This is a genomic window from Pelagicoccus albus, from assembly GCF_014230145.1.
Lineage (GTDB): Bacteria > Verrucomicrobiota > Verrucomicrobiia > Opitutales > Opitutaceae > Pelagicoccus > Pelagicoccus albus.
Window position 1 is genome coordinate 74093 of the sequence record NZ_JACHVC010000013.1, and the last position, 25408, is coordinate 99500.

The following is a 25408-nucleotide window of genomic DNA, read 5'->3' on the forward strand; positions in this document are numbered from 1 at the left end:
CAATTTTTATACCTTCGTTAGGCATGAATCTAGCAGGAGAGCGAGCGATGAGTTTACGTACCAGTCGAATAGGAAGTTTGGATGCTCCCGTTGTCGCAATGGGAAGTTGGGCAATTGGAGGCGATGGATGGGGTGGCAGCGACCGCAAAGAGGCGATCGAAGCCCTGCGCGAAGGAATTGCCAACGGTATGCGGCTTATTGATACAGCTCCCATCTACGGTTTTGGCCTCTCGGAGGACGTAGTCGGTGAAGCAATTCAAGGATACCGCGACGAGGTGTTGCTAGCGACAAAATGCGGGCTGCGGTGGAATGTCGAAGTGGGAGAGTTCAACTATGAAGACGGTGCGGGAAACAAGATTTACCGCTGCCTCTCGCCGGAAAGTATCCGCGAGGAGGTCGAGGCCTCTTTGAAGCGCTTGAAGGTTGATACGATCGACTTGTATCAAACGCACTGGCAAACGCACACCACGCCCATCGAAGATACGATGGCTGCCCTGATGGCTCTCAAGGAAGAGGGGAAGATTCGCGAGATCGGTGTCAGCAATGTCACGCCAAGCGATGTCTTGAAATACGAAAGCAAAGGCCCGGTGGCGAGCGTGCAGGAAATGTTTAGCATGATCGATCGGGAGAAGGAGGCAGACCTGTTTCCCTTTGCCATCGAAAAGGGCGTGGGGGTTCTCGCTTATTCGCCTCTAGCAATGGGCCTCTTGAGCGGGAAGCTGGGGCCAGAGCGTGTATTCAATTCTGATGACAACCGCTCCTGGAGCCCGCGGTTCACGGTGGCAAACCGTTACAAAGTGAAAGCCTTACTCGATGATCTCGAACCGATCGCTTCGGACAACGCTTTGTCGCTCGCTCAGCTGGTGCTGGCTTGGACGGTGGCTCAACCCACGGTGACGCACATCCTTTGCGGTTGCCGTACCGTCAAGCAGGCGAAGGAAAATGCCAAGGGAGGCTTCTTCGAATTCAGCGAAGCGGACCTCAAGGCAATCGACGAAGTGATTGCTCGGCATGCCCTGAAACTGCCACATCCTTTCCTACCGGAGGACTGATCGCTCGAATCACTGATTCGCCAGATAGGAGTCGAGAACCGCGTCGATTTCTCCGAGAAATTTTGAGCGGCTCGCTTCGTCAATGTCAGCGGTGGTGAAACCATTCTTTGCGAAACGGGCCAGTATTTCGGGGCTAGCTCCTAGGCTTTCATGGACCGCGAGATAATCGTCCCGTAAGCAATTCCCGAATACGAAAGGGTCGTCGGTATTGATGGTGCAAGGGATGCCTGCTTCTTCGAGCTGAAGAAGCGGGTGTGCTTGCATGGAGGATACGTTGCCCAGCTTGACGTTGCTGATCGGGCACACGTCAAAGCTTACCTTTTCCTCCACGGCCAGCGAGACCACTTCTGGATCTTCGAAAGCGCGAAAACCGTGTTGCACTTTTGTTACCCCAAGATCCGAGATCACTTCCCGGACTGCGTTCGATCCCGATAGTTCGCCCGCATGGGCCTTGGTCTGCTTGCCAGCTCCGCGAGCGGCGGGCCAAAAGGCTTTTGACCAGTCGAGGAGCGGGAAGTCTTCCGGCCCGTGCAGGTCGATGCCATCGAGGTACTTGCAGTCCAAGATACTCTCCAGATGCCGGTCGTGGTTTTTGATAAATCCGTTGTGGTGCAGGCCAATGAAAAGCCGCGTTTCGATCTCCGGCGGCAGGCTATCCTTGATGGCGGCCGTTACTTCGTCCAGTGGCAGTTGAGTGAGCTCCAGAGCAATGCCCGCGATACTCATCTCGATGTAGCGAACGTTTTCTTTCATGCGCTCTAGGGCGATTTCGCGGGCGGCTTCGGCGTAGCGCTCCGGAGAGGTCATCCAGGGGGAGACGTATTCGAAAATCATTTGCTCGAATTGAGCGAAACTGGTGAAGCGGTAGTCGCTGGCCCATGACGGCGGCGGCGTATGGAATGTTTCCGGCATGGTGCTCCGCATGATGTTCCAGGGGCAGGAACCTTCGATGTGAAGGTGATGCTCCGCCTTGGGAAGTGCGTCGATAAATTCAGTAATGTTGGTCGGCATGGGAAAGCGTCTTGGAGAGAGCCTAATGCCCCTCGGGGTTTTCATGCGGGCTGGAAAGGTAGGGAATGGCAAAGAGAAGGCCTCCCACCGCCAAGTAAGACCAGAACCAGTCATTCCATTGCCACCCGAGGTGGGCAACAGTGTCGGTCACGGCAAAGGTGTATTGGCTGGTGAGGCCGAAGCCAGCGAGAATCGCTGCCGCGAAAAACCACAATCCGGCGATCTTGAATTTCCGGTCGATGATGTAGACGGTGGCGGCAGAAAGGATGATAGAGGTGTAGACATAGCCTTGCTCGATCGCGAAGACACCGTGGCTGAAGAAGGTTCGCACGTTAACCATCGTCTCGTTCAGCTCCGGAGTGAACAAAGGTGTTCCCGTCATAACCGACGCGCTCGAGATGGCATGTTTCATCACGAGGGCCGAAAACGCTCCGACCACCGGTATCAGTCCGAACACGACAGCCGAGGTGTATTTGGAAGGGGTGGCCTGGAAGGCCTGTGACATCATGGATACGCCGATCCAAATAAGAATGGCCATGCCGGCCTCGACGGGCACGTAATAGAAAAGCAAGGTCGCGGAGCCCGAGAAGGCAAGCAGGGCGATAAAGACCGCATTGAGAACCGAATAACCCGCGCGAGCTCCCATCGCCTTCCAGCCCGGGTGTCCGATGTAGAGCGAGGTGGGAAAGGGAGACCCAAAGGTGCCCGCCAGAATCGTCCCTAATCCATTAACCACCAGGGAAGACCTCGCGTCGTATTTGTCCCCGGCAGCTTCGGCGGATTCGATTATCTGCAGCGACAAGACGAGGTGGATGATGCCCAGCGGCGCCAGCACCGGGAGGACGATAGGGAGAAGGCTCCAGGCTGCGATGATGTCACCGAAAACGGGAAGAGGAAAATGCAGGCCAAAGCTATCGAGCTGTAAGGAAACTCTGGGTACGATATCCGAATCGCGGGTGAAGTGTAGAATCCAGGCGATACCCGTGCCGAGCAATAGAGCGACGAAGCCAACCGGCAGGCCAAACTTCAGCCTGACCCCTCCATAGTAGGCGATGATGACGAGCCCCAGCGTGGTGATGCCCACGAGCGGATAGGCGTAAGATCTGAATACGAAGTCGAGAGCGATGAAGGCGAAGCCGATACCCGCGAGCGTGGAGAGCAGAGCGGGACGCGGCGTAAAGCGGCGAAGGTGGTAGACGATGAACGATCCGCCGAATTCGATTAAGCCCGAACCGAAGCAAGCGAGGAGTCCGGCCCGCCACGCCATCAAATCTGCCTCCGCCTTGCTGAGACCGTCGTTTAGTCCCATTTGCTGGACCGGATACATCACCAAAAATACGAAGGAAACGATGGTCAAAATACTGGTTCCGTAGGGAAGGGCGCAGACGTCATTTCGCTTCTCCAAGGCGGCCAATTTTAGCGCTTGGCGAGAATAGTAGAGGTTGCCAATGGCTAGTCCGATCGCCGTCCCCGGCAGCACCTTGCCGTAGAAAAGATCCGCCGAGAAGCCGAGGAAGCCTTGGCACAGGTTGCTCATCAGAATGAGCATTAACATGTTGTCCAGGCCGAGGGCGAAAAAGCCATCGACGTCCCCTTTTACGAATCGTTTCATCGGGTGCCCTTAGCAGCTTCTATGCTCAAAAAATGGCAGCTTGGCCGGAACTTGCGGCAGGCTGAACGCTAGGGATCCTGCTTCTGGATTTCGATGGGCGCATCTTCGGGCAGGCCAAGCGTAGCGACCGCGTTTTTGTAATTGCGACAAATTAAGAGGTAGCCGTCGGCGTCCCAAAAACCGACCCAGTCTCCAACCGGCACATCAGTATAGGTTTTGCCCAGCTTAACGGACACGGTTTGCCCTTGGGCGCTAAGGCTAAAACTGTCGCCGAGCTCTAGCCCGAGTCGCTGGAAGTCTTCCCGCACGAACGATGTAATGATATTTCCATACACCGGAACCAAGGTGATGGCCCTACCTTTAGCCGTGTCTCCCTCGAACACCGCGGTCGAAGCGGTAGCTGCGTGGATGGTGCCGTCCGCGTCTGGCTCGATTTCCCCAGACTCGACCCAGTTCACTAGAGCGGCGAGCGCGGCGCCTTGCTCCGCTTCGTTTTGGTTGACATGGCCTTCCCGGTCGATGGTCCAAAGCACGGGAGCGATGGCAGCCTCAGCCGCCATGGAAACATAAGCTGCCGGTCCCTCCAGCTCGGAGGTATTGGTCAGAAACAGGATGGGGAACTGAGGTTTCCCAGAATAGTAAGGGGCCAGCGTGGTGGAGGGCGTTTCCGAATCGCCGATCGGTTCGAAAAGGTAGGCCCCCATGGCGAGCGCTCCATCGAAACGCTGCGGCTCGTGCTCCGACAGCCAAGTCACCACCCCGCCGCCCATGGAGTTGCCCATGAGGATAACAAGGGTCGGCTCATACGCGACGTTTTCCCGGATGTGGTCGTGAAGGTTGATCAGGTCTAGGGCCGCGTCCTCGAGGATCCAGCCGTTTCGCCGATAGCTGGTCGATGCCACGGCCCAACCGTCGTCCACTAAGTTTGAATACAAGTCGTGGCTTTCGCCCACGCTGGCGGCGAGCGGAAGGCCCTCCGGGCGGTAGCCGTGAGCAAGCAGCAGGAGTTTCCCGGACGGATTTTCAGGCAGAGTGAGCTCGAACTTGGCTCCTTCGATTTCGCCGGTTAGCACTTGTTCGGCCTGCAGAAACGGAAGGGCCGAGAGCAGGAAGCCGCAGGTGAGGAGGAGTTTCGAGAAACGGGGTCGCTTGGTCATGGCCCCGTCTCTAGCAGGATTCGAACTCATCCCATCCGAAAACCGCAAACAATCGAGAAAATCAGGACTAGTTCAAAATTCGATTGGGCGAGGTGGACCTGGTTTGTTCCGTCGGCGCTAGGGAGTGCTCTTGGGGTGCGGAGATTCGCGAGCGACTGAAATTATTGGTCCAACGAAAGACCGCACCTCCGCGGCTTGGCTATTTCGAGTCTTGGATTGCTTTCTCTAAAACAGAAAGGGCCAGCGACAGGCTCGGGTCATCCCCATTCGCATCGCGATCTGCAGGACTGATCATCGTGCCAGGCTCATAGTCTTCGCGAAAGGTTCCGTCGACGTGATACATTCGCTCAAAGCCAAACTCGAGCCAGGCATTCGATTCCTTCAGCTTCGTCGTCTTAATTCCTCCCAGAAGGTCAGCCATGGGCGCTCCGATTACTTCGACCGCTCCGATCGCATCTAAACCAATCGTCATGCCTTCGCCCATACTGCCTGTCCAACGACCGGCCAGCACTACGAAGGGTTTGCTGTAGTACGGTGCATTCGGCTTAGCGTAGGCGGTTTTCATCTCTGCCTCTGTGTACGGGACGCCTTTCTTTTGAGTTCGGTACAATTGGTAGGCGGTTTTCGTTTCGACGAAGTGACCTAGTATTGGCTCTGCCACCCCCGTATTCCCACCACTTGGAGTGTTTCTCAAATCAATGATCAAGGCCTCTGTATCCAACAAGGAACTTATGGCATCCTCAAATGCGCGAGTAGTCTCTTGATTCCCCAACGAATTGTTGAACCGGATATAACCAAACTCGCCAATCCTCTCGAAGCTTAGTGTAGGACCGTTATTTAATTCATCGATTGCTTGATAACTTGCAGCCAAAGGATAGCTGACCGGCCCGTCTTCTTCCTTTAATAGAATTTCCCTTTGGCGGTTTCGATATCCACCCAAGGCTATGTTGATTCCGTAGGTAAGCTTGTCCGCGGAGAGACTGTCGAAGGGCACTCCCAGAACAGCCTCAACCGCCTCTTTCGGCTCCAATCCGTCAATTTCAATTAACTCCGCTCCCGGACGAATGCCTGCCAAATCAGCAGTCCCTCCCGCTTTGACGTCTTCAATCAAGAAAATCTCATCTTCATAAACTGCTCTAAGATCAGACCCCGTCGGAAACACGCTAAAGTCATTCTCGTCGTAGGGACCGAGGTTTAGATGCGGATCTTGAAAGTGACGCAAAAACGATTGGCTCAAATCGATGAACTCCTTGATCGAACCGGCCTTTGCCGCACGGGCCTTGAAAGCACCTATCGTTTCCTCAAATGCAGCATCCTGCCGATCTAAGTAGGCGTATTGCTCCCGCAAAACACCTTCAAGCTCTTCCCATGCACTCTCTGCATCGAAGTCCTCCTCCGTCACAGGAGCTGAGCAGCCAAGAAACGAAATCGCAATCAATAGAAAAAACAGCCTTCCAATTAAAGTTCTCATCTTCCGCGACTTAGCTAGCCCAAATAGAAAGGGTCAATATCCAAAAAACCAGGACAGAGCCAAGGAGGTTCGTTTTGCACAACGGCGATTGCCAAGTAGTGTTTCCTAGGGCTGGCCTTCACGCCATGCCGCCATGCAGGATCAGGTAGGGTGCGTCCGCCGCGTCGCACCTAGCATTGCAGGATCACGTGGGCGGGTGCCGCTTGAGAGTTTTTATTGGCCACCAAGAGGCACCAAAATCTAACCGCTGAAGGATCGGAGCTATAACCTCGACATCGAACGGCAACACACAATGTAAGATCAATGGAGGGATATACTGTTGCTAGCACGCGGATACAGGAGGAGCCGAAAACAAAGAATCCTGAGCTTCTAAGCCGCAAACACCTTTTCGCGATGGTATTCGAGGAAACTTTGGTCGGGAGAATAGCGGGAGCCTTAGGTCTCATCGACCCATTTTGTAAGCTGTCCCGAATAGCTGAGCTTGTTGGCTTTGCAGATCTTTTTGAACTTAGTGGCAGTCTCTGGTTCGAGGCGGATGGTGATCGCTTCGCGAGGGATCTCTCGTGGTTTTCTGCCAGCTCCTTCGCGTTTACCCCCTCTTGGCACCGAATAGCTCCTTTGCTGTTGGTACGCCCTTTTGCGGCACCTCGATCTGGCCGTCTTCAGTGTTGAGCCAAATCCTGCCGTTGTAACTGATTTCGCCAATCTCTTCGCCGTTATCGTTGTAGAGCTCGATAGAGCAGCGGGGCATTTCGCTCGCTCCACGGTCACCTTTGTAAGCGTCCATCAGTGCGGAGCATTGGTCGACCTCGATTGCGATGAGTTCGGTGCCTTTCCGTAGGAAGAGCTTAGATGTAATTGGATCCATGGAAAGTAAGCTAATCCGGTTTAGAAAAAACGCAATCATTTATTCAAAAGGCATTAGGAGACCTTAGCCGTATTCTGTACTAAAAATGGGGTTGGAGGATTTCATCCCAAGGGCAGGTGACAGCCATGTAGCGATTGCCTGATCGGTGCTTCTTGTGAACTTCGGTCACGTCCCTTTGGGGGAAGTCTCGTGAATCGCTAAATGTGAAGAGAAGGTAGTGGTCGACCGAGCCTGGTTGAAGCTTGTCGCTTAATCCTTGAGCAGCGATGAACTCGTTTAGTTTTTCTTTGAATACGAAGCGAGCGCTTCGCACCTTGGCGCGCCAGCCTAGGGTTTGCATGGGTTCTCGACGACCGCCACCGCAAGGGATGAATTCTGACCCAATTTCGATGCTGAGATCGAGATTCAGTTCTCTCGCTGGGTCGCCTCTAGGAACCGCGTGGCAATAAGCAAAACCGAACTCTCTGAAGATCTGGGCATCACTAGCTCGTAGCCAAAGTAGTACGCAGGGGGCGTTTTTGCGGGCGACGCTGTAGCGGACTTGGGCTTCCTCGACTTGGTCGGGTTTTTCCTTGTGGGCTTGGTAGCTGGTGTCGGAGACGTATCGGTATTGGCTGAATTGGTCCGCTTGGTGGTCGAGGACTTCCGCAATGAAGGATTTCAAGGCTTCTAGCGATTGCTCGTTTCCGGGCTTAAGTGAAAGGGCTCCGACTCCAGGGGCTATTTCGTGGAACTTGCTTATCTTCTCCGGAGTGTCTCGCGTTCCTGGGTACAGAACGTAGGAACCGATGGTGTTTCTCAACGCATCGTTGTAGGTGTGCATCTTGAGGAGATCGCCGCGTTTGTAGACGGCTGTTGCTTTGGTGATCAGTTTCTCGTCAGAGATTTCACTATCGTCTTCGTTCTGATTTGGGTCGCCAAAAAGTTCGGTGATCTGCTCGGCTCGATACTTCGCGTCGAAATGCAGGTAGGAGACTTTACCCAACTGAACGGCGTCTGTCTCTTTTTTGCAGGAGCTGGGATAAATGGCAAAGGTGTAGTCGGGGCGAAATTGGCGTGAGTAGGAGCCCGTTGCGATGTCCTCGCTTGTTGCCTTGAAGGTCCGTTCGTAGTAGAGATCGACATTCAGTTGTTCGCCAGAAGGGGCGGTCCAGCGGAAGCGGGTTTTCGATTTCTTTCCGGATTGAAGGTTGATGTCGATTTGCCCGTTTGATTCGGAAATGAAGTTTTCTGGATCGTCGCTTTTCCCTTCGATCGCTTCCATTCTAGGAAGCTCTTTTAGCAACCTATAAAGCCGAATAAAGATCCAGTATTCATAGAGGGTAGCGACGTCTCGCGAATCGCCTTGGTAGCAGTCTTCGTTGCCCGTCCAGTTCAGGCTGGCAGCGGCTTGTGTTAGCAGCCAAGCGCGTAGGATTTCTCGGTAACCTTCCCGTTTCTGTAGAGTTTGGTTGTCGAGTGGAAGTCGCGTCATGGCACAGATCTCTCGGAAAAAAGGACGGCTCACCAATGCATCGAGCTGCTTTACTAGGTCGGCGGCCTCTTGAGCGACGGTTGCTCCTGTTCCTTGCTTTGCCTCAAGTGTGTCCACCACTTCGATACAAAGCTGGCGGAAGAAATGGAGAGCGTATTTGATGAATCGGTTTGGATCTGTGTCGTAGCTTTCGCGTTTTCTGGTGTCGAGAACTTCAGCAGGACGAGGGCTGCCATTGACTCGTTGCCAGGAACGGAGCATTTGCGAGGGGTTTGACAGATAGTCGCTGGATCGGGCCGCCGCGACAGGTTTCCACTCGCGTTCGATTCTCAGCTCCGAATGCGGATTGCGGCTGATTGCTTCCAGCAATCGCCCGACTTTTTCATCGGTAAGGAAATTGCGGAGGAAGAGAAATTGCTCCAAGATCAGCCGATATTGTTTTTCGGTATCGGCAGAGAATGAAAGGGAGGTCGGGGCTTCCCAATTGAGCAAAAGCTGCTCGCAGAAATGCGCTATATCTTCGGTTAAAGATCGGTATTCAGTGTCGAAGTCGAACTTTCTGGATACGATTTCCAGAGGAATCGTGAGGAGCGTTTCGCCCTCAGGATCCAAAATCTGGATCGAGGCGAAACCGAGGTGGTTCACGACTTGGAATTGGCCCGACTCGAGTTGGCCCTTTCTGCGTCGCTCGTTCCAAAGATGCTTCTTCCCGCTCTTGAGCGAAGATTCGATTCTCAGCCCGTTGTTCTCTCCGCTGGTTTCGAAAGCCCATTCGTAGTGCTCTGTCTCCAGAAGGCGAATACGAATGCTGTCACCATTCTCGACGATTTGGATGGGCCGTTTCGTTTCGTGGCTGGATGCTCTCGCTCGCCAGTTTTTCGGGAGAGACGCGAATGCCGTCTCTCCTTCAGGAGAGCTTAGGTCGAGATCAGGTTTCGAGTGGGCGAGTAGAAAGAACCCTTCTTGGGGAAGGGGAATGGCCAGCAGCTCGAAGCTTTCCTCCATGGCGTATCGCTGGCTTAGTGGACGAAACTGACGAATTGTTCGTCAAGGAGTGTGGCGGCCATGCTTTGGAGCTTTTTCAAAGAATTCGGGAATGTAGCACCCTCTGTTTTGAAATCGCTCACCTCCTTTAGCTTAGGTTCCGCTTCTTCATCTTCTCTTGCAGTGCCTTGCTCACAATAACGAGCAAGCTCGGCGAGGAGTTTGCCGATGCGGCCCACAGATCCGTGCAGCTTTGGTAGGAGCTTTTGTAAGACTTGGTCGTCGAGATCCTTTTTCCAATCGCCCGCGTCCCACGCCTCTTTGTTTTCGCTCAGGTGGCGACAGACTTTGAGGTAGCGGAGCACTTCGTTGCTGGAGCGAAACGCGAATTCGAAACGTCCCGCTTTCAGGATTTTGAAAAGATCGAGAATGTGCTGGTTGACCGGTTCCTTTACGGAAACGGGGAGGGCGTCTAGTCCTGCTTCTTCGGTGTCGTTGCGAGCCTTGAGGGCGAGAGCGAGGAAGGCCTCAGCGATGCCATTTGCTGCCTTCTCGACAGCTGGATACGGTCCAGGCCCCTTAAGGAATTCCTCGATCGCTGATTCGTCGATTGTGAATTCGATCACGTTGGCTCGGTCGAGCACTTTGGGGCTGAACATGTAGGTGGTCTCGTCGATGTTGACCGTGCCGATGACGAAGAGGTTTTTCGGATAAGAGAGTTTGCGAGGAACGCCGAGCGTATCGCCTGAAAAACGTGGTAGCGTGTAGTCGCTCACTTCGCGTGGACCTTCGTCGTGTAGTGAGAGCTTGCCGTCCTTTTGCTCCATAGTGGAGAGGAAGTCGGCGAAGTAGCGCTCGACATGAGACAAGTTCATCTCGTCTAGTATTAGGAAATAGGGTACGGCAGCGTTTCGGTTCGCCTCTAGTAGAAGATCGAGAACCTTTGTCGATTGATAGATGGGGCGGTTGTTTGGAGGACCTTCGTCACGCAAGTGGTTGACGAAGCCTAGAACGTTGCGGTTATCGGTCCAGTCGGCACCGACAGGGACGATGGCGGAATTTGTCGCCTCCTCGATTTCTTCGCTATTCCGAAAGTGTTCGGCCAACGCTTCTGCGAGTTTCGTTTTTCCGGTGCCTGATGCACCTGTAAGGATGGCGAAGGGTTTAGTTGCGATAGCTTTGAAAATTCTATCGCTATAGACGATGGAAGAAAACTCTACGGGGTGTTGTAACTCGATACCGCGTTTTCGTGGTTCGAAGCCTTCTATGAGTTTGTCAACTGCTTCAATTGCTTTGTCAATTGAGGCAACACTTAGATCTATAGCGTTGTCTTGATAAGAATTGGGATCTTTTCCCGATGCCCAATCTATGATTTTAGCCAATCCAGTAAATGTGGGTTTTGTCTGTACTTGAACTAAAGAGCGTGCAGCTCGATTTGAAAAAAAGTTAGAGCCAAGACTTCTCCATTCGTGTTCGACGTAGTAATTGTGCCCCGAAAATTCGTCGTTGTGTTCCTTTATATCTTTCAGGGTTTGGAGGAGTTCGAAAAAACCTAAGTTGAATTCTTTCATTTCTCCCCGTCTAGGGGTATTGCATAGCGAAATGTGACCGTCATGTAGGACGTCCAAATTATATTCAGTTGAGACAGAGTCAGCGAACTGTTTTAGGTTCTGAAATTGTTCAAAGTGATCTATCTCGGACATTTTATTGGGTACTTCTTACAAGCAGACGGGTTCAAGGGGAAGCAGAGTGTTGGAACTCTGTTTTGGGGAATCTAGTGCGGAAAATATGTTTCTACTTATTGCCTCGATTACGGGTACTGCAACGGAGTTTCCAAATTGTTGATACGAATGCCGCTTCGAATCATGATACTTGAAATCTTCCGGATAGCCTTGGATCCGAGCGCATTCTCTAGGGGTTAGAATTCTCGGGTTGTTATTCTTTTGGTCGATAAGAATCTCGCTGCCATCTTTCCAATATCTTGCGGAGATGGTGTTTACGTACTGACTTTCTTCATCAAACAAAGAGTACCCGAAGCCGTTACCTCTTTCTCTGTGCTCACGAAGTCTTCTCTGGTGTCCTGCCCAAAGCTTATCCGAAATGGTGAACTGTGAATCTACTCGTTTCTCTAGTATGTCTCCAACCTTCGAGTAAATAGAATGACGATTGTTCTTAGGGAACTCAAAATGGATCGGTTGAGAGAACGCGACTATGAATATACGTTCTCTGTTCTGTGGAACTCCTTGGTCGTAAGCGCTCACTACTTTTGAATACACTTTGTATCCGATTTCTTTCAAGGCGTTGCAGATGACCGCGAACGTCTTTCCTTTGTCGTGACCTCTGAGTCGCTTGACGTTTTCAAGAAACAAAACCTTAGGACGGTGAATTTTAGCAATAGTTAGAATATCGAAGAATAAAGTGCCTCTAGCGTCTTCGAAGCCTAATTGACGTCCAGCCTGCGAAAACGGCTGGCAGGGGAACCCTCCACACAGAATGTCATGATCTGGGATGTTGTCTGTTTTTATGGATACGTCAGTATCAGTCTTGGTGAAGTTTGTGATATCACCAAATGGAACTTCGCCGTAGTTTTGGTAGTAAGTCTCTTTGGCGTGCTTATCCCATTCTGACGAGAAGACGCACTTTCCGCCAAGGCGTTCCAATGCGATGCGGAATCCTCCAATACCTGCAAAGAGATCGATGAAGGTGAACTTGGGCTTCATCTGTGGTGGAAAAGGTATGGCGCCGAAATCAATGTGAACTGGCTTTGGTGTTTTGGGAATGCGCTTTGGACCGGATGCGGGATTGTCCGTTTGGAGTTGGCAATGGGCGCGTAAGATTTCTACCCACTTTTCAGCATAGGATGCATCGAGGAGGATAGGTGGTTCCTTTGGGGACTGTAACCAATGCGAAACGATGGCGGGAAGCTCTTCGCGAACGATTGGATCGAATTCGGAAGCAGCTTCGGCAGCGAGGATAAGTTTTAAGGCGTCTTCGTGAGAAATGACGAGGGAGCCGTCGCGTGGAGTGGCGGCTTTGGCGACTCCGTTGATCTTGAGCGTTTTCATGGGCTAGGCGTTCCGAGCAGTTGAGCGATTAGGGGCATTGTAGGATGCCTCGGGATCGGCAACCAGGGAAAGCGTGGGCTGCTGGTAGTCCTCGCAAAGCCGCTTGGCGTGGTTGAGAAACCACTCCTTCATAGTGCAGTCTTGGGCGGCGAGGGCGGCGTAGATCTCGGTCTTAAACTCGGGATCCACATCGATGACGATTCTTCCGGACGATCCTTTAGGCATGGACGTGACGTTACATAGGTCACGTTACATGCGTCAAGGCTCTGCTTCGCCGCTAAGCAATTTCTTCGCAGCCGTAGAGCCGGATAAGGTCGGCTGGGGAGAGTCCGTGGTGTCCGAGGAAGGCGGCGCGGCGTTCTGCGAGGCGCGTGACGATCTCGCTGACTGTCGGTGGTACGGCGTGGTGTATTGCCCTGTGCCAGAGGGGATTGAGAGCCACTATGTTTTCGACGCAGTCAAGCCGGAAGTCGAACTGGCTCTGTAGACCGAGAGGAATGAGGTGATGGGCTTCAAGGTAGGGATACCCTGTGCGGCGGGATGTGAATGGAGTGGGCTTGCCAGTATAGGCGCAGAGATGCTGGGAACGGCTAATGGCTTCCCTGGCTATGGCAGGATCTCGCGGGATTCTTTGGCCGCTGTAGTCGATGAGGTCGGGGATGGAGGAGCTTGAGTCGTGCTCGATGGTTTCCTGAAATGCGGAATCATTTTCGTCGCGGGTGCCGATCGAACGCCATTGGGCTACTGGCATGCTCCCGACAAAGAGTCTTCCTTCGCTTCTATAGATGAACCATACGTCACCTGACTCATAGCTGAAGCCCTGCCTGACATTCCTGTAGATTCTGAGCTCGTTGCCTGTTGGTTTGGGATAATTTACCGCAAGTTGCGATTCCGATGTCGAAACTTCATTGCCCCAAATGCAAATGGGGAGTTTTCTCCCAGCTGTCTTTAACCTTGGAATCTCAATCCCTTTGGATTCGTAGTGAGATATCGCAATTTGTGATTCACCATCGGAGTCAGTTAGGGTGATCTGGCTGTTGAAGCGCTCGTCGTCGGTAACGATTGAGTAGGCGCCGTCCGACGCGTTGAAGAAGGCTTTTTGCAGGGTGCTGAAGAGCATCGGGAAAGGATGGGGTTGTAGGGTTTCCAATCGAAGCAAGACTTTCGCTGATTCTTCGAGTAATTATCTCTCTATGATCTTAAGCGAAATAAAACCTCAAAAGTTGGACTCACTATTATATTCAGTGCTCTTCAGCACAAGCTTGCAAAGGGGATGCGGCTTGTTACTTGGCGGACTGTTTGCGGTATTGGCTGGGGGTGACGCCCATCTTGGCGGTGAAGGTGCGGCTGAAGGCGGCGAGGGAGCCGTAGCCGCAGTCGTCGGCGATCTCGGTCAGGGAGGGGTGGGGGCTAGGTGCTGGGTCCTTGGTACTAGGTTCTAGGTACTAGGTTCTGGCAGCTGGGTTCTAGCCTTGGGGGTCTAGGTCGACGAGGACTGTGGTTTGGGTGGATCGGATAACCCCGAGGTAGATGGGCTTTTCTCCTGTGCCGTGCTCTGGCTCAAGGTAGAGGCGAGTCCGGTGGGAATTGACCTCGTGGTGAACCACCGTGTAGTCGAGGGCGAATTTGCTAGCTGCTTGCTCTTGCTTGGGCGGAGCGAGGCTTAGGGTTGCGTGGAAATAGCGCAGCCCTTCGTGGTCATGATGATGGCCGGAGCTTTCCTCAAACTCTTCCACACTGTCTTCGAATGAGAGATCGCTTACCTCAAGGGTCCAGGCCTGCCGGTCTGTGGAGTAGGGCAGGATTCGTTGCTCAAGGTATGTGTGCAGGATTTTCCGTAGAGAGGCGTCGAGCTCTGTGCTTGTCAGATCTTGCCCGAGGGCGAGAGAGAGTTCGGAGAGCGGTATTTGTAGCTCCGCGATGACCTGGGAGCCATCCCGATGGAAATGGATCTGGGACTCGGGAGCCCCATGGGCTGCCAGTTTAGATACCACTAAGGCGGCAAAAAAAGCTAGGAAAAGGAACCGCTTCATAGGGCAATGACGAGTCGCAGAAATAGCTTGTCGGAAACGTTGGCAAGGGTTGCTTGTACCGGTATCAGACCATCGGATACGGATCCGAAGGCGAAGCTGAGGGAATCTCCGGAGCTTGCCACTTCGGACCATTCGACGAGGTCTTCGCTCTGTTCTATTTGCCAGCTTACGTTGCCCAGTTCCTCGATCATATTGAAGCTGAGGACCAGTTCTTGGCTGGTGGAGCTGTAGCCGATCACAGGGCCGATCGATTGGTCGGCTACGGTCGGGTCTCCACCGAGGAACCATTCTTGCAGTGCGTCGAAACCGTCGCCATCCGAGTCGTCGCCGGTGTCGGAAATTCCGTTTTGATCCAGCCAATCCTGAAAGGGGTCGTTCTGTATCACGCTCACGGAGACAGTCTCGCTGGTGGCGACGCCGGCTGTATTGCTAATCACTACGGAGTACACTCCGGCATCGGCCTCGCTCACGTCGGTGAGGGCGTAGCTGGCCGAGTTGGCGTCCGCAATGGTTTCGCCGTCAAGCAGCCACTGGTAGCTCAAGTCGCTACCGGTGCCGGTGGCGGAGACGCTCAAGCTGAGGCTGGATCCGAAGGATATTTCTTGGTCGGTCGGCTGAGTCGTAATCTCCGGAGGACGGATGGTGGTGGCGATGGTAGTGGCCCCGTAAACAGCTCCGTAATCCGCCAGCTTGTCGCGGTAAACGCCATGGTCGTGCACGCCGCTGCGATCGTAGACGCCGCCTTGCACGACGTACTCGATCCAGACTCTTGGACCATCGACCCGAAAGTAGCTCCCGCTGCTGCTCATGCTCGCGGAGCTGCCGCCGTAGCCAACATAGGTTTCCGCGAGAGCGGCATCGCTAAGGTAGTCGGCCAAGAGGTAGTCGGAGAGGGATGGATCGGAGCTGCCCACCCAGGATTCGATATAGTCGATGACCAGCTCCTGTTCGTCGCTACTTAGCTCAGTGAAGAGCTGGCCTCGTCCGCTGGTCGGGTAGGATTTGGGATGGATGGTGTCGTGTTGGCCAGTGCCGTTGGCAGCGAATAGAAGGTCGCTGAAACTGCCGCTCAGGGCCGCGTCCGAACTGAGGGTAGAGCGTAGCGAGACAAGCAGGTCGCGCTGGGTGCCGAGCGGACGGTAGGTAACCGAGTCGATTTCGAAGCTGTTAGGCTCCGTTCCGGTAAACTGAGGGGAGGCGCTCTTGTAGTCTCCGTTGTAGGTGATGTTAAAGGCGAGGTGGTGCCCGCCGAGCTGAAGGGTCCAAGGCTCGGTGGTGGAAGGAGTACCGACGAAGGCGATGAAGTACTTGCTGTAGCCCCACATGCTACTTGTGGTACCGTTGGCGTTTGGCTCTTCTCCGCTGATGTAGGCGTCGGAGAGGCGAACCTCTTCCATCAAGGTGTAGCCCATGTCGCTGAGAGCCGCTTCCGCCACGGCTAGGGCTGCGGCGTACTGGGTGGAAGAAAGGGTTGAAAATTGCAGACCGTTTCGCGTGGAGGCGCTGATTGGGACATTGGACCAAGTGGTAACATTCGAGAGCGTAGCGCTGAATAGGCAGGTGCTGTTTGAATTCGAGCTGCTCTCGGTCTTTTGGGAGCTGCTCAATAGGTCCAAAAAGGCGTTGGCGGCGTCCACCACATCCTCTGTGTCAGCCCGGGCATCGAAGCTCGACGCGGAAGCGATGAGGATGAGAAGGGTCGAAGTAAGCTTGCGAAGGGTTTTCATGGGTGTGCGTTGGAAAAATGCGGCTCGCGATGACCTGGACAGAATTTCGAACAAAACGATACCAGAGAGCGAATCTGACTCTTGCTTTACGGAAGACAGGTCGATCTCGGTTTTGTTTTAATGCAGGTCATCATAATTTCTTATTTACCCATTTACAAATGAAGCTGGGATGAAGAGGGGTGCTGGGTGCTGGGTGCTGGGTGCTGGGTGCTGGGTGCTGGGTGCTGGGTGCTGGGTGCTGGGTGTTTGGGTGGTGCTGTGGTTTACTTGGCGGACTGTTTGCGGTATTGGCTGGGGGTGACGCCCATCTTGGCGGTGAAGGTGCGGCTGAAGGCGGCGAGGGAGCCGTAGCCACAGTCGTCGGCGATCTCGGTCAGGGAGGCGTCGGAGTGCACGAGTCGCTTGACGGCCCGATCGAGGCGGTAGTGCATGAGGTAGCTGCCGAGGCTCAGTCCGGTCATGGACTGGAAGCGTTTGCGGAGGTAGCGTTCCGACAGATTGAGTCGCGCTGCGATTTCAACTACGTCGATGCCTACGGAGAGGCGTTCGTGCAGCAGGCGGTTGACCTTGCGGATAATGACGTGGTCGCGGCGGGAGTCGTCGGTCTGACTGAAGAGCTGGGCTTGCTCGGCGGCGAGGGAGCTCAAGCGGGACAGCAGGGAGGTGGTTTCGATGACGATCTGGTTGGAGCTTTGTTCGCTAGATTTGTCGGGCTGGTAAAAGCCTTGGGCGATAGAGAGGGCGGTCTGGGCAAGGGGCTCGTCGAAGTGTATCGGGCGATTGGTTACCGGCAGCAGCTCGGCGGTGTCCTTGGTCTCGAAGGTGATGAAGAGCCAGCGAATGTCTCGCTGATCGGTATCGAGGTAGAAGTGGAATTGGTAGGGGGCGACGAGGAAGGCCTCGCCTGGCTCGAGGCGATAGACGGCTCCGTCGACGCTGAGCGAGCCGCCGGTGCGGAGATTGAGAATGAGTACTTGGCGGTGGTGGGGGCGGCTCTCAAAGGTTCGCTCCTTGAGGGCTTCGGCGTCGCTACGCAGGAAGGCGATGACGTTGTCCGGACGGCAAATATTGGCAGCCCGGCGGCCTTGGAAGTAGTCCGCGGGAGCTTTCTGCGTCAGTTTCTCGAATCCGTTCTCAATTTCAGGCGACCAGCTCATATAAAGCCGGAATAATCAAATATTGGACCAAAAATGCAAATATTTGTTGTTATCCGAGAAGATAAGATAGGGGGCATGTCGAATTTGATTAGCGAGGGCGCTTCGCAAACGAGCGGAGTGGAGAGAGTGCCAGTGGTCATTCGCGACCAGGCTCAAGAGATCATTGCCAGCATCGCCGAGGAAATTGGCCAAGCGGTTAAGCAATCCGAAACGGCCGACAAGCCGCTGGTTCTCGGTCTGGCTACAGGGTCGACTCCCGTACCGCTCTACCGCGAGCTGATTCGCCGTCACCGCGAGGAGGGGCTGAGCTTCAAGAACGTCGTTACCTTCAATCTCGACGAGTACTATCCGCTCTCGCCGGATCACCCCGAGAGCTACCATCGCTTCATGCGGGATCAGCTGTTTGACCACATCGACATCCCCAAGGACCAGATAAACATCCCTTCCGGCACCGCGAAGCGCGAAGAGGTGCACGAGGCCTGTCGCGCTTACGAAGAGAAGATCGCTTCCTACGGAGGACTCGATATCCAGATTTTGGGGATTGGACGCACGGGGCATATCGGTTTCAACGAGCCCGGATCCGGACCGCGCTCCAAGACGCGTCTGGTGACGCTGGATCGCTTGACCAAGGTAGACGCGGCCCGCGATTTCCACGGCGAGCACAACGTGCCCCGTTACGCGGTAACCATGGGGGTGGGAACCATCATGGCCGCCAAGCGCGTGATCCTAATGGCTTGGGGTCGCTCCAAGGCTACCGTCCTGCGCGATGCGATCGAAGCCGAACCAGTTGAAAGCTTGCCCGCCAGTTTCTTGCAGGCTCATGACAATGTTTGCTTTTTCCTCGATCAGGCCGCGGCCTCCGAGCTGACCCGTTTTCGCCAGCCTTGGCTGGTCGGATTTCCAGAGTGGGATAACAAGCTCGCCCGCCAGGCAGTAACGGAGCTTTCGCTCAAGATCGGCAAGCCACTGCTCAAGCTGCTCGACAAGGACTATCAGGAAAACGGATTGTCCGAACTCATCACCGAGCAGGGTCCCGCCTACGACCTGAACATTCGTGTATTCAACGAAGTACAACACACCATCACCGGCTGGCCTGGCGGCAAGCCCAACGCGGACGACACGCATCGTCCCGAACGAGCGGTGCCGGCGAAGAAACGCGTGTTGGTGCTCAGCCCAGAGCCGCAGGACGACGTGCTTGCCATGGGAGGAACGCTATCCCGTCTCGCTCAAGGCGGACACGAAATCACGGTTGCCTATTTGACCTCCGGAAGCCTTGGCGTACCGGACGAGGAAGCTCGCTGGGCGGCGGAGCTCATGATCGAAGCGGAGGAAGGCATTGGCAGCAAGCTGGCCAAGCAAGTGCTCGCCGAGCTTAAAACCAAAGGCGAGTCCGATAACGATTCGGTTCAGCTACGTCAGTTCAAGGGCTACATTCGACGCAACGAGGCTCGCTCCTCGCTGCAGGCCTGCGGCGTCCCGTCCAAGTGCGTGACCTTTCTCGATCTGCCATTCTATGAGGAAGGGCGCTACCGGAGGTTTAAGGCTGGCGACACGGATCGCGATCTCCTCCTCAAGCTATTGAACGAGGTGCAGCCGCATCAGATTTTCGTCACGGGAGAAGCGGGGGACCCCAGCTCCGTGCAAGGTATATCATTCTCTGTATTCAGTGAAGCATACAACCAAGCGAGGCAGAATGTTTGGGTCTCGGATTGTTACGTTTGGTTGTACCGCAGCGACGGTCGCGAGTGGGAATCCCATCAGATCGAAATGGCGGTGCCTTGCAGCCCTGACGAATTACGTACCAAGGCGCAGGCCATCTACCTGCATCGTTCCCAGCGGAGCCAAGTGCCCATCTTGGACGAAGAGAAGACGGAAGTCTGGGAGCTCGCCCTCGAGCGCAACCGGACCACTGCCAACAACTACGACAAGCTGGGACTTGCCGAATACGAAGCTATCGAGTGTTTTGTCCGCTGGAGCTAAGCCATGAAAGATTTTTACGTACCGGACGGAGTAGAGGTTAAAACCGCGTTTGAGCGTACCACGCATTTGGCAGTGGGAGCCCATCAGGACGATCTGGAGATTTTCGCCTACCACGGAATAGCGGAGTGCTACGAAAGCCAAGATGCTTGGTTTGGCGGTGTGACCGTGACAAACGGGGCAGGGAGCGCTCGCACTGGAAAATACGCGGACTTCACCGACGAGGAAATGCAGGCCAAGCGAGTCGAGGAGCAGCGCGAAGCGGCCAAGATCGGCAAATACTCTTTTCAGGCTCAGCTTGCCTACCCAAGCTCCGACTTGAAGTCGGCGGAAAAATCCGAGGCTGCGATTTCGGAGCTCGAAGCTTACTTCCGTCAGTGCAAAGCGGATACAGTCTATTTGCACAACCCGGCGGATAAGCACGATACCCATATCTCTTTGCTGACCTGTTGTGTGGCTGCCCTGCGTCGACTGCCGGAAGACTGCCGCCCGAAGCGCGTGTATGGCTGCGAGGTTTGGCGTGACTTGGATTGGCTGTCCGACTCCAGCAAGGTGATGCTTCCGGTCGACAAGTATCCGGAACTCGCGGAGAAACTGATAGAGGTGTTCGACTCCCAAGTAGCCGGAGGCAAAGACTACGTGGCCGCGACCATCGGTCGCCGCAACGCGAATGCGACCTACTTCGACTCGCACAGCATCGACCAGTCCACGGCCTACACGGTGGCCATCGATATGATGCCGCTGTTGGAAAATCCGGAGCTGAGCATGGACGCCTTTGTGGGCGAACTTATCGAGGCCTTTAAGAAAGACGCCTGCGACCGTCTGACACGTTACCAAAAGGCTTAGTCGGAATTGCGAAACCCTTTTGCCCCAAACCTAAAACGTAGTTAGAAACTAATGACGCTTTCAAATCTCGACTGGATCACCATCGGAGCCTTTTTCGCGATCTCCCTGCTGATCGGTCTCATCGTCTCCCGCCAATCCGGCAAGTCCGCTCAAGAGTTTTTCCTGTCCGGACGAAACATGCCTTGGTGGCTACTAGGCGTTTCCATGGTGGCGACGACCTTCGCTATCGACACGCCGAATCTGGTGGCAGACATCGTGCGTCAAAACGGAGTAGGCGGCAACTGGGTTTGGTGGGCCTTCCTTTTGACGGGGATGCTGACGGTGTTTGTCTACGCTCGGCTGTGGCGTCGGTCCAACGTCACGACCGACTTGGAATTCTACGAGCTGCGATACAGCGGAAAAAGTGCTGCCTTTTTGCGTGGATTCCGAGCCATCTATCTGGGGGTCTTTTTCAATGTGATGATCATGGCCAACGTCTGTTTGGCCGCCATCAAGCTTGGCAACATCGCCCTTGGCCTGAGCCCGGTGGAGACGCTGCTGATCGCTTCGGCCATAACCGTCGTCTACAGTTCGCTAGGCGGATTACGAGGGGTGCTGATTACCGACTTCGTACAATTTGGGCTGGCTATGCTGGGATCGGTTTGGGCGACCAAGGTGGTTATCCAACGACCTGAAATCGGGGGCTTGAGCGAGCTGCTGGCTCATCCGAATGTGCAGGACAAACTCAACCTTTTGCCAGATTTCAGCAACAAGGAGCTTTTTGTTTCAGCCCTCATTTTGCCGCTGGCCGTGCAGTGGTGGAGCATCTGGTATCCCGGTTCCGAACCGGGTGGAGGAGGCTACGTCGCCCAGCGTATGCTTTCGGCCAAGAACGAGCGGCACGCGGTCGGAGCGACGTTTTTCTTCAACCTTGCTCACTACGCGATCCGCCCTTGGCCATGGATCCTGATGGCTCTGGCTTCGCTGGTCTTGTATCCCAATATCGAGTCGATCGTGCAGGCCTTTCCGCACGCCGACCAGGCCTTGATCCGCGACGACATCGCCTATCCGGCCATGCTGGTTTACTTGCCTTCGGGAATACTCGGCTTGGTCATCGCCAGCCTGGTGGCAGCCTTCATGTCGACCATTTCCACCCATCTGAATTGGGGCTCGTCCTATGTGGTGAACGACTTTTACAAGCGCTTCGTCAAACCCGACGCCAGCGAGAAGGAGCAGGTGCGTGTGGGCCGGATTTCGACCATTACCTTAATGGTTCTAGCTGGGGTTATTGCCTTATATCTCGAAAACGCATATCAATCGTTTCGAATCCTGCTTTCCATCGGTGCCGGAACCGGCCTGATCTTCATTCTCCGCTGGTTCTGGTGGCGCATCAATGCGGCCACGGAGTTGGCAGGTATGATCGGATCTTTCGTGGTAGCCATCTTCTTTGAATTCGTGTATCCAAACTTAGGATTCGAACCGCTTTCGGGCAGCGCTCAAATGCTGGCCAGTGTGGGAGTTACCACTGTGATTTGGGTGCTCGCGACTTATTTTTGCCAAGCCACGGACGATCAGGTTTTGCGTGATTTCGTGCGACTGGTCCGCCCAGGAGGGCCCGGTTGGAAACGCATCCGCACCCAGATTGAAGAGGAGGGAGGAGCGATAGAAGATCTCGAAGAAAAGGGAGTTCTCGCAGAGGGGATTTTAAGTTTCGTGCTCGGAAGCCTCGCGGTCTACGCAACCCTGATCGGTACCGGTTACCTGATCTACGGAAGCCTTGCTCTCGGGTTCGCTTTGCTGATTTTCGCCGCGATCGCGATCGCATTTTTGCTCAAACGGTTGTTGAGACCGTAGGAGGCATCAGGATACAGGTAGGAGTACCTCGAGAGGGGTTCCATAATTAGGATGGAGTAAGGATTGTGGCCTTGCTCCATCCTTCGTTTTTAAGCCCCATTATTTCGCAGGCAGTTGCGTTTCGCGCGCACCTACCAACCGTTTACCAATTGATTCGATGAAAGCTGCAGTTGACGGCTTGGAGCTTTGGGCCGCCACCGCGCTAATTCGGCAGGAGTTTACGGTTAGTGTACGAGACTGCTTGTGGGGTAATTACCTAAGATGAGAGAGAAAAATCAAAATCAGGTTAAGAAATGATGGAATTCCGAGTGCGAAAGAATCATTTTTGCAAAAAAAATAGTCAGTAACGACATTTATAATGATCCAAAGATCCATTAAAGTCGTAGCTATCGTCATCGGTTATCATCTCAAACCTAGACCACCTTCAAAATATGAAATATGAAAAGATTTGCCGGAGAGTACTCCGCGCAACGACAGGAGGGGCCGCAGTGTCGATTCTGGCATTGGCCACTCAGGCGCAGGATTCTGCGTCAGACGACGGCTCGGACGAAGAAGTCTTCGAACTCGAGGCATTCGAAGTTACGGGTTACCGCGCTAGCTTGATGCGCTCCACCCAGATCAAACGTGAATCGACTTCGATCGTCGACGTTATCAGCTCCGAGGACATCGGTAAGTTCCCTGACGTTAACGTTGCGGAATCTTTGTCCCACCTGACTGGTATTTCTGTCGACCGTCAATTCGGTGAAGGCGAAAAGGTAAGTATCCTCGGTACTGACCCAGCCCTCAACCGCGTTTTGGTCAATGGCCAAACCATCGCTTCTGGCGACTGGGGAGGTAACCCAACGGACACTTCAGGCCGTACTTTCAACTACACGCTGCTTTCTCCAGAAATCGTAGGTGTGATGGAAGTATACAAGAGCTCTGAAGCGCGTCTGGACGAAGGCTCCATCGGCGGTACCGTTATCGTCAACACCAACAAGCCTCTCGACCTCGGTGAAGAAGCTTTCCGCGGATCTTTCGGTTACTCTTACAACGACCGTTCGGAGCAAGGAAACCTCCGCGCATCGGCCCTCTATAACTGGGTGAACGAAGAAGAAGACTTCGGCTTCCTCGTTTCGGTCACTCGTGACCAAGAGGACCTCTACCGTGCTGGTATCGAGTACTGGGGCGCTGCAGGCACCACTCAGGATGGCGAAGACTACACGGTTGCTTTCGGTATGAACTCTTCTTGGTTCAAGCAAGAGCGCGAGCGTAATGGTATCCAAGGCGTAGTCGAGTGGAAGCCAATGGACAATCTCGACCTCACTTTCACCGGTATTCACATCGAGGGTACGTACGACAACTTCAGCCAATCTCGCTACGTTGTTCCAGCCTTCTGGGGTACTCTGGACAGCTACACAGCAAACAGCGATAACTACATCACTGGTGGCCACGTTACTGCTGCGGAAGGAGAAGCTCCTGCGGTTGCAGACGGACAATTCGACACCAATCTTCGTCTTTCCACCGTCACAACCGATTCGCTTCACTTGAATGGCGAGCTCGAAATCGACGATAACTGGACTGCAAGCTTCGATGTTGGCTACACCAAGGCAGCTGGTGGTAAGGATCCTGAATACCTCTTCTCGACAGTATTCAACGAAAGCTTCACCTTTGCCTACAGCGGCGAAAGCAGCTCCTTGTACTTCGATGACGCAACTGCGGCGACCGATCCGACTACGTACACCACACGTGCTGTAGGTTCGCAAGCGGGCGGTATCGAATACACCACTACAGATGACAATGAAAAGTACGCTCAGGTAGACTTCGAACGCCGCGTAGAGTGGGGTCCTTTCTACAAGCTGCTTTTCGGAGCCAAGTACACAGATCACGTCAACTCCCAGGAGTCTTACGGCAACCGTATCGACGTTACCGAAGTCCTTGACCTCTCTGACTTCGATTACACTTACGCTCCTTCTGCTCTCTGGGACGGTATCGACACCAGTGGTGACACCGCCCTCATGGTTACGCCAACTGCGGAATCCGTGGTCGCATACCTTCTTTCTCTCCCGCAAGGCGAGTTCGAAGAAAAGTACTCCAACGAGTGGTACGTGAACGAAAAGAACACCGCTGCCTACGTGCAGGGTGACATCATCGCAGGTGACTGGACTGGAAACATCGGTCTTCGCTACGTCGACACCACAGACGATTCTACTTACTGGCAGTACAACTCGACTGAAGGTACCTACACCCTCGTCAACCAGGAGAAGAACTACAGCAAGGTTTTGCCTAGCTTCAACCTGAACTACAACTTCAGCCCAGACCTCAAGCTCCGTTTCGGAGCGGCTGAAGTAATGGCTCGCCCTCGCTACTCTGAGCTCGCTGGCTACTTCGCCCTCGATGACGAACGCCTCACCGGCGGTGGCGGTAACCCAGACCTCGACCCATACGAAGCGAAGAACCTCAACATCGCCCTCGAGTACTACTTCAAGGACAATGGTGGCATCGCTTCCGTCGAGTACTTCCGTCGCGATATCGACAACTACATCCTTTCCGTAACGGAAGACGTGGAGCTGTTGAACTTCTCGACTGGCGAAATGGCCACATACTCGGTTAGCTCGCCATTCAACGCTGGTAACGCACTCGTAGACGGTGTGGCCTTCAGCTTCCAAAAGGATCTCGTAGGTGGATTCGGCATCCAAGCCAACTACACTTATGCGGAGTCCGAAACAGTTGACGGATACAACCTGCCTTACCTCTCCAAGGACACTTACAACATCATCCCTTACTGGGAGAAGGGTCCATGGAGCGTTCGTACTAGCTACAGCTGGCGCTCTTCGTTCTTCACCTCGATCGGTCGTATGAACTACCCATTGTTCGCAGACGACTACGCTCAGCTCGACGCGTCGATTGGTTACGAAATCAACGACAAGTGGAAGGCTCAGCTCAACATGTCGAACCTCTTGGATGATACCTACTACTGGTACTACCAGACCGAATACGCTCCAATGGGTGTATACAAGAACGGTCGCAAGTTCGTCCTGAGCTTCTCTTACTCGCTTTAGACTAAGAACCCAAAAGCGGCTTCGGAATCCGCCAGTGAAAACGACTAGCTGGTTTCGGAGCTTTTAAAATCAACCGCCGTCGCTCCTTGCAATTTGGGGC

At 54.1% G+C, this 25408-nt stretch carries 20 protein-coding genes; 5 read left to right on the top strand and 15 right to left on the bottom strand.

Annotation, left to right across the window (positions count from 1 at the left end; all coding sequences use genetic code 11):
- Window positions 1-23 precede the first annotated feature (23 nt).
- Complete coding sequence (locus tag H5P27_RS15650) at window positions 24-1052, top strand: aldo/keto reductase (RefSeq protein ID WP_221774747.1); 1029 nt, start codon at window positions 24-26, stop codon at window positions 1050-1052.
- A gap of 9 nt (window positions 1053-1061) precedes the next feature.
- On the opposite strand, the gene H5P27_RS15655 is transcribed toward H5P27_RS15650, so the two are convergent.
- The 15 genes from H5P27_RS15655 to H5P27_RS15725 all read right to left on the bottom strand — a co-directional run bounded on the left by H5P27_RS15655 (window position 1062) and on the right by H5P27_RS15725 (window position 17611).
- A complete protein-coding gene (locus tag H5P27_RS15655; RefSeq protein ID WP_185661374.1) occupies window positions 1062-2063 on the bottom strand; it encodes an adenosine deaminase family protein in 1002 nt (333 codons plus the stop codon).
- 22 nt (window positions 2064-2085) lie between these two features.
- On the bottom strand, window positions 2086-3675 hold the full coding sequence (locus tag H5P27_RS15660) for a SulP family inorganic anion transporter (RefSeq protein ID WP_185661375.1): 1590 nt from the start codon (window positions 3673-3675) through the stop codon (window positions 2086-2088).
- 68 nt (window positions 3676-3743) lie between these two features.
- The gene (locus H5P27_RS15665; RefSeq protein ID WP_185661376.1) at window positions 3744-4832 is read right to left on the bottom strand and encodes an SAM hydroxide adenosyltransferase; all 1089 of its coding nucleotides are present in this window, start codon (window positions 4830-4832) and stop codon (window positions 3744-3746) included.
- Between the two features lie 199 nt (window positions 4833-5031).
- Complete coding sequence (locus H5P27_RS15670; RefSeq protein ID WP_185661377.1) at window positions 5032-6303, bottom strand: S41 family peptidase; 1272 nt, start codon at window positions 6301-6303, stop codon at window positions 5032-5034.
- Between the two features lie 435 nt (window positions 6304-6738).
- Complete coding sequence (locus tag H5P27_RS15675) at window positions 6739-6909, bottom strand: hypothetical protein (protein ID WP_185661378.1); 171 nt, start codon at window positions 6907-6909, stop codon at window positions 6739-6741.
- Window positions 6893-7171, bottom strand: coding sequence for a hypothetical protein (locus H5P27_RS15680; protein WP_185661379.1), 279 nt, complete (start codon window positions 7169-7171; stop codon window positions 6893-6895). Before H5P27_RS15680 ends, H5P27_RS15675 begins: the two co-directional genes overlap by 17 nt.
- 79 nt (window positions 7172-7250) lie before the next feature.
- Window positions 7251-9650: a DUF2357 domain-containing protein gene (locus H5P27_RS15685; RefSeq protein ID WP_185661380.1), complete on the bottom strand. Its 2400-nt coding sequence runs from the start codon at window positions 9648-9650 to the stop codon at window positions 7251-7253.
- A gap of 14 nt (window positions 9651-9664) precedes the next feature.
- Window positions 9665-11200, bottom strand: coding sequence for an McrB family protein (locus H5P27_RS15690; protein WP_185661381.1), 1536 nt, complete (start codon window positions 11198-11200; stop codon window positions 9665-9667).
- A gap of 147 nt (window positions 11201-11347) precedes the next feature.
- Window positions 11348-12694, bottom strand: a complete 1347-nt coding sequence (locus H5P27_RS15695; RefSeq protein WP_221774748.1) for a DNA cytosine methyltransferase — start codon at window positions 12692-12694, stop codon at window positions 11348-11350.
- Between the two features lie 3 nt (window positions 12695-12697).
- Window positions 12698-12919 carry a hypothetical protein gene (locus tag H5P27_RS15700; protein ID WP_185661382.1) on the bottom strand — a complete coding sequence of 74 codons (222 nt, stop codon included), beginning with the start codon at window positions 12917-12919 and terminating at the stop codon, window positions 12698-12700.
- Between the two features lie 52 nt (window positions 12920-12971).
- Entirely contained in the window at window positions 12972-13814 is an 843-nt protein-coding gene (locus tag H5P27_RS15705) for an HNH endonuclease (protein WP_185661383.1), read from the bottom strand.
- Window positions 13815-13977: 163 nt separating this feature from the next.
- A complete protein-coding gene (locus H5P27_RS20125; RefSeq protein WP_185662122.1) occupies window positions 13978-14091 on the bottom strand; it encodes an AraC family transcriptional regulator in 114 nt (37 codons plus the stop codon).
- Window positions 14092-14160: 69 nt separating this feature from the next.
- Window positions 14161-14727, bottom strand: coding sequence for a hypothetical protein (locus H5P27_RS15715; RefSeq protein ID WP_185661384.1), 567 nt, complete (start codon window positions 14725-14727; stop codon window positions 14161-14163).
- Entirely contained in the window at window positions 14724-16454 is a 1731-nt protein-coding gene (locus tag H5P27_RS15720) for a DUF3500 domain-containing protein (RefSeq protein ID WP_185661385.1), read from the bottom strand. Before H5P27_RS15720 ends, H5P27_RS15715 begins: the two co-directional genes overlap by 4 nt.
- 263 nt (window positions 16455-16717) lie before the next feature.
- The gene (locus H5P27_RS15725; RefSeq protein ID WP_185661386.1) at window positions 16718-17611 is read right to left on the bottom strand and encodes an AraC family transcriptional regulator; all 894 of its coding nucleotides are present in this window, start codon (window positions 17609-17611) and stop codon (window positions 16718-16720) included.
- A 33-nt stretch (window positions 17612-17644) separates the two neighbouring features.
- Between H5P27_RS15725 and nagB the strand changes: the two genes are divergently transcribed.
- From nagB to H5P27_RS15745, 4 genes are all read left to right on the top strand, one after another.
- Window positions 17645-19591: a glucosamine-6-phosphate deaminase gene (gene nagB, locus H5P27_RS15730; RefSeq protein ID WP_221774749.1), complete on the top strand. Its 1947-nt coding sequence runs from the start codon at window positions 17645-17647 to the stop codon at window positions 19589-19591.
- 3 nt (window positions 19592-19594) lie between these two features.
- A complete protein-coding gene (locus H5P27_RS15735; RefSeq protein ID WP_185661387.1) occupies window positions 19595-20434 on the top strand; it encodes a PIG-L deacetylase family protein in 840 nt (279 codons plus the stop codon).
- Window positions 20435-20485: 51 nt separating this feature from the next.
- Complete coding sequence (locus H5P27_RS15740) at window positions 20486-22267, top strand: sodium:solute symporter family protein (protein ID WP_185661388.1); 1782 nt, start codon at window positions 20486-20488, stop codon at window positions 22265-22267.
- 431 nt (window positions 22268-22698) lie between these two features.
- Window positions 22699-25308: a TonB-dependent receptor gene (locus H5P27_RS15745; protein ID WP_185661389.1), complete on the top strand. Its 2610-nt coding sequence runs from the start codon at window positions 22699-22701 to the stop codon at window positions 25306-25308.
- Window positions 25309-25408: the final 100 nt, after the last annotated feature.

Excerpts from the sequence above, each read along its gene's own strand:
- H5P27_RS15670 (WP_185661377.1), bottom strand. The coding sequence starts at position 6,303 with ATGAGAACTTTAATTGGAAGGCTGTTTTTTCTATTGATTGCGATTTCG.
- H5P27_RS15685 (WP_185661380.1), bottom strand. The coding sequence starts at position 9,650 with ATGGAGGAAAGCTTCGAGCTGCTGGCCATTCCCCTTCCCCAAGAAGGG.
- H5P27_RS15680 (WP_185661379.1), bottom strand. The coding sequence starts at position 7,171 with ATGGATCCAATTACATCTAAGCTCTTCCTACGGAAAGGCACCGAACTC.
- H5P27_RS15735 (WP_185661387.1), top strand. The coding sequence starts at position 19,595 with ATGAAAGATTTTTACGTACCGGACGGAGTAGAGGTTAAAACCGCGTTT.
- H5P27_RS15695 (WP_221774748.1), bottom strand. The coding sequence starts at position 12,694 with ATGAAAACGCTCAAGATCAACGGAGTCGCCAAAGCCGCCACTCCACGC.
- H5P27_RS15745 (WP_185661389.1), top strand. The coding sequence starts at position 22,699 with ATGAAATATGAAAAGATTTGCCGGAGAGTACTCCGCGCAACGACAGGA.
- H5P27_RS15690 (WP_185661381.1), bottom strand. The coding sequence starts at position 11,200 with ATGAAAGAATTCAACTTAGGTTTTTTCGAACTCCTCCAAACCCTGAAA.
- nagB (WP_221774749.1), top strand. The coding sequence starts at position 17,645 with ATGCAAATATTTGTTGTTATCCGAGAAGATAAGATAGGGGGCATGTCG.
- H5P27_RS15660 (WP_185661375.1), bottom strand. The coding sequence starts at position 3,675 with ATGAAACGATTCGTAAAAGGGGACGTCGATGGCTTTTTCGCCCTCGGC.
- H5P27_RS15740 (WP_185661388.1), top strand. The coding sequence starts at position 20,486 with ATGACGCTTTCAAATCTCGACTGGATCACCATCGGAGCCTTTTTCGCG.
- H5P27_RS15720 (WP_185661385.1), bottom strand. The coding sequence starts at position 16,454 with ATGAAAACCCTTCGCAAGCTTACTTCGACCCTTCTCATCCTCATCGCT.
- H5P27_RS15655 (WP_185661374.1), bottom strand. The coding sequence starts at position 2,063 with ATGCCGACCAACATTACTGAATTTATCGACGCACTTCCCAAGGCGGAG.
- H5P27_RS15665 (WP_185661376.1), bottom strand. The coding sequence starts at position 4,832 with ATGACCAAGCGACCCCGTTTCTCGAAACTCCTCCTCACCTGCGGCTTC.
- H5P27_RS15725 (WP_185661386.1), bottom strand. The coding sequence starts at position 17,611 with ATGAGCTGGTCGCCTGAAATTGAGAACGGATTCGAGAAACTGACGCAG.
- H5P27_RS15700 (WP_185661382.1), bottom strand. The coding sequence starts at position 12,919 with ATGCCTAAAGGATCGTCCGGAAGAATCGTCATCGATGTGGATCCCGAG.
- H5P27_RS15705 (WP_185661383.1), bottom strand. The coding sequence starts at position 13,814 with ATGCTCTTCAGCACCCTGCAAAAAGCCTTCTTCAACGCGTCGGACGGC.
- H5P27_RS15650 (WP_221774747.1), top strand. The coding sequence starts at position 24 with ATGAATCTAGCAGGAGAGCGAGCGATGAGTTTACGTACCAGTCGAATA.
- H5P27_RS15715 (WP_185661384.1), bottom strand. The coding sequence starts at position 14,727 with ATGAAGCGGTTCCTTTTCCTAGCTTTTTTTGCCGCCTTAGTGGTATCT.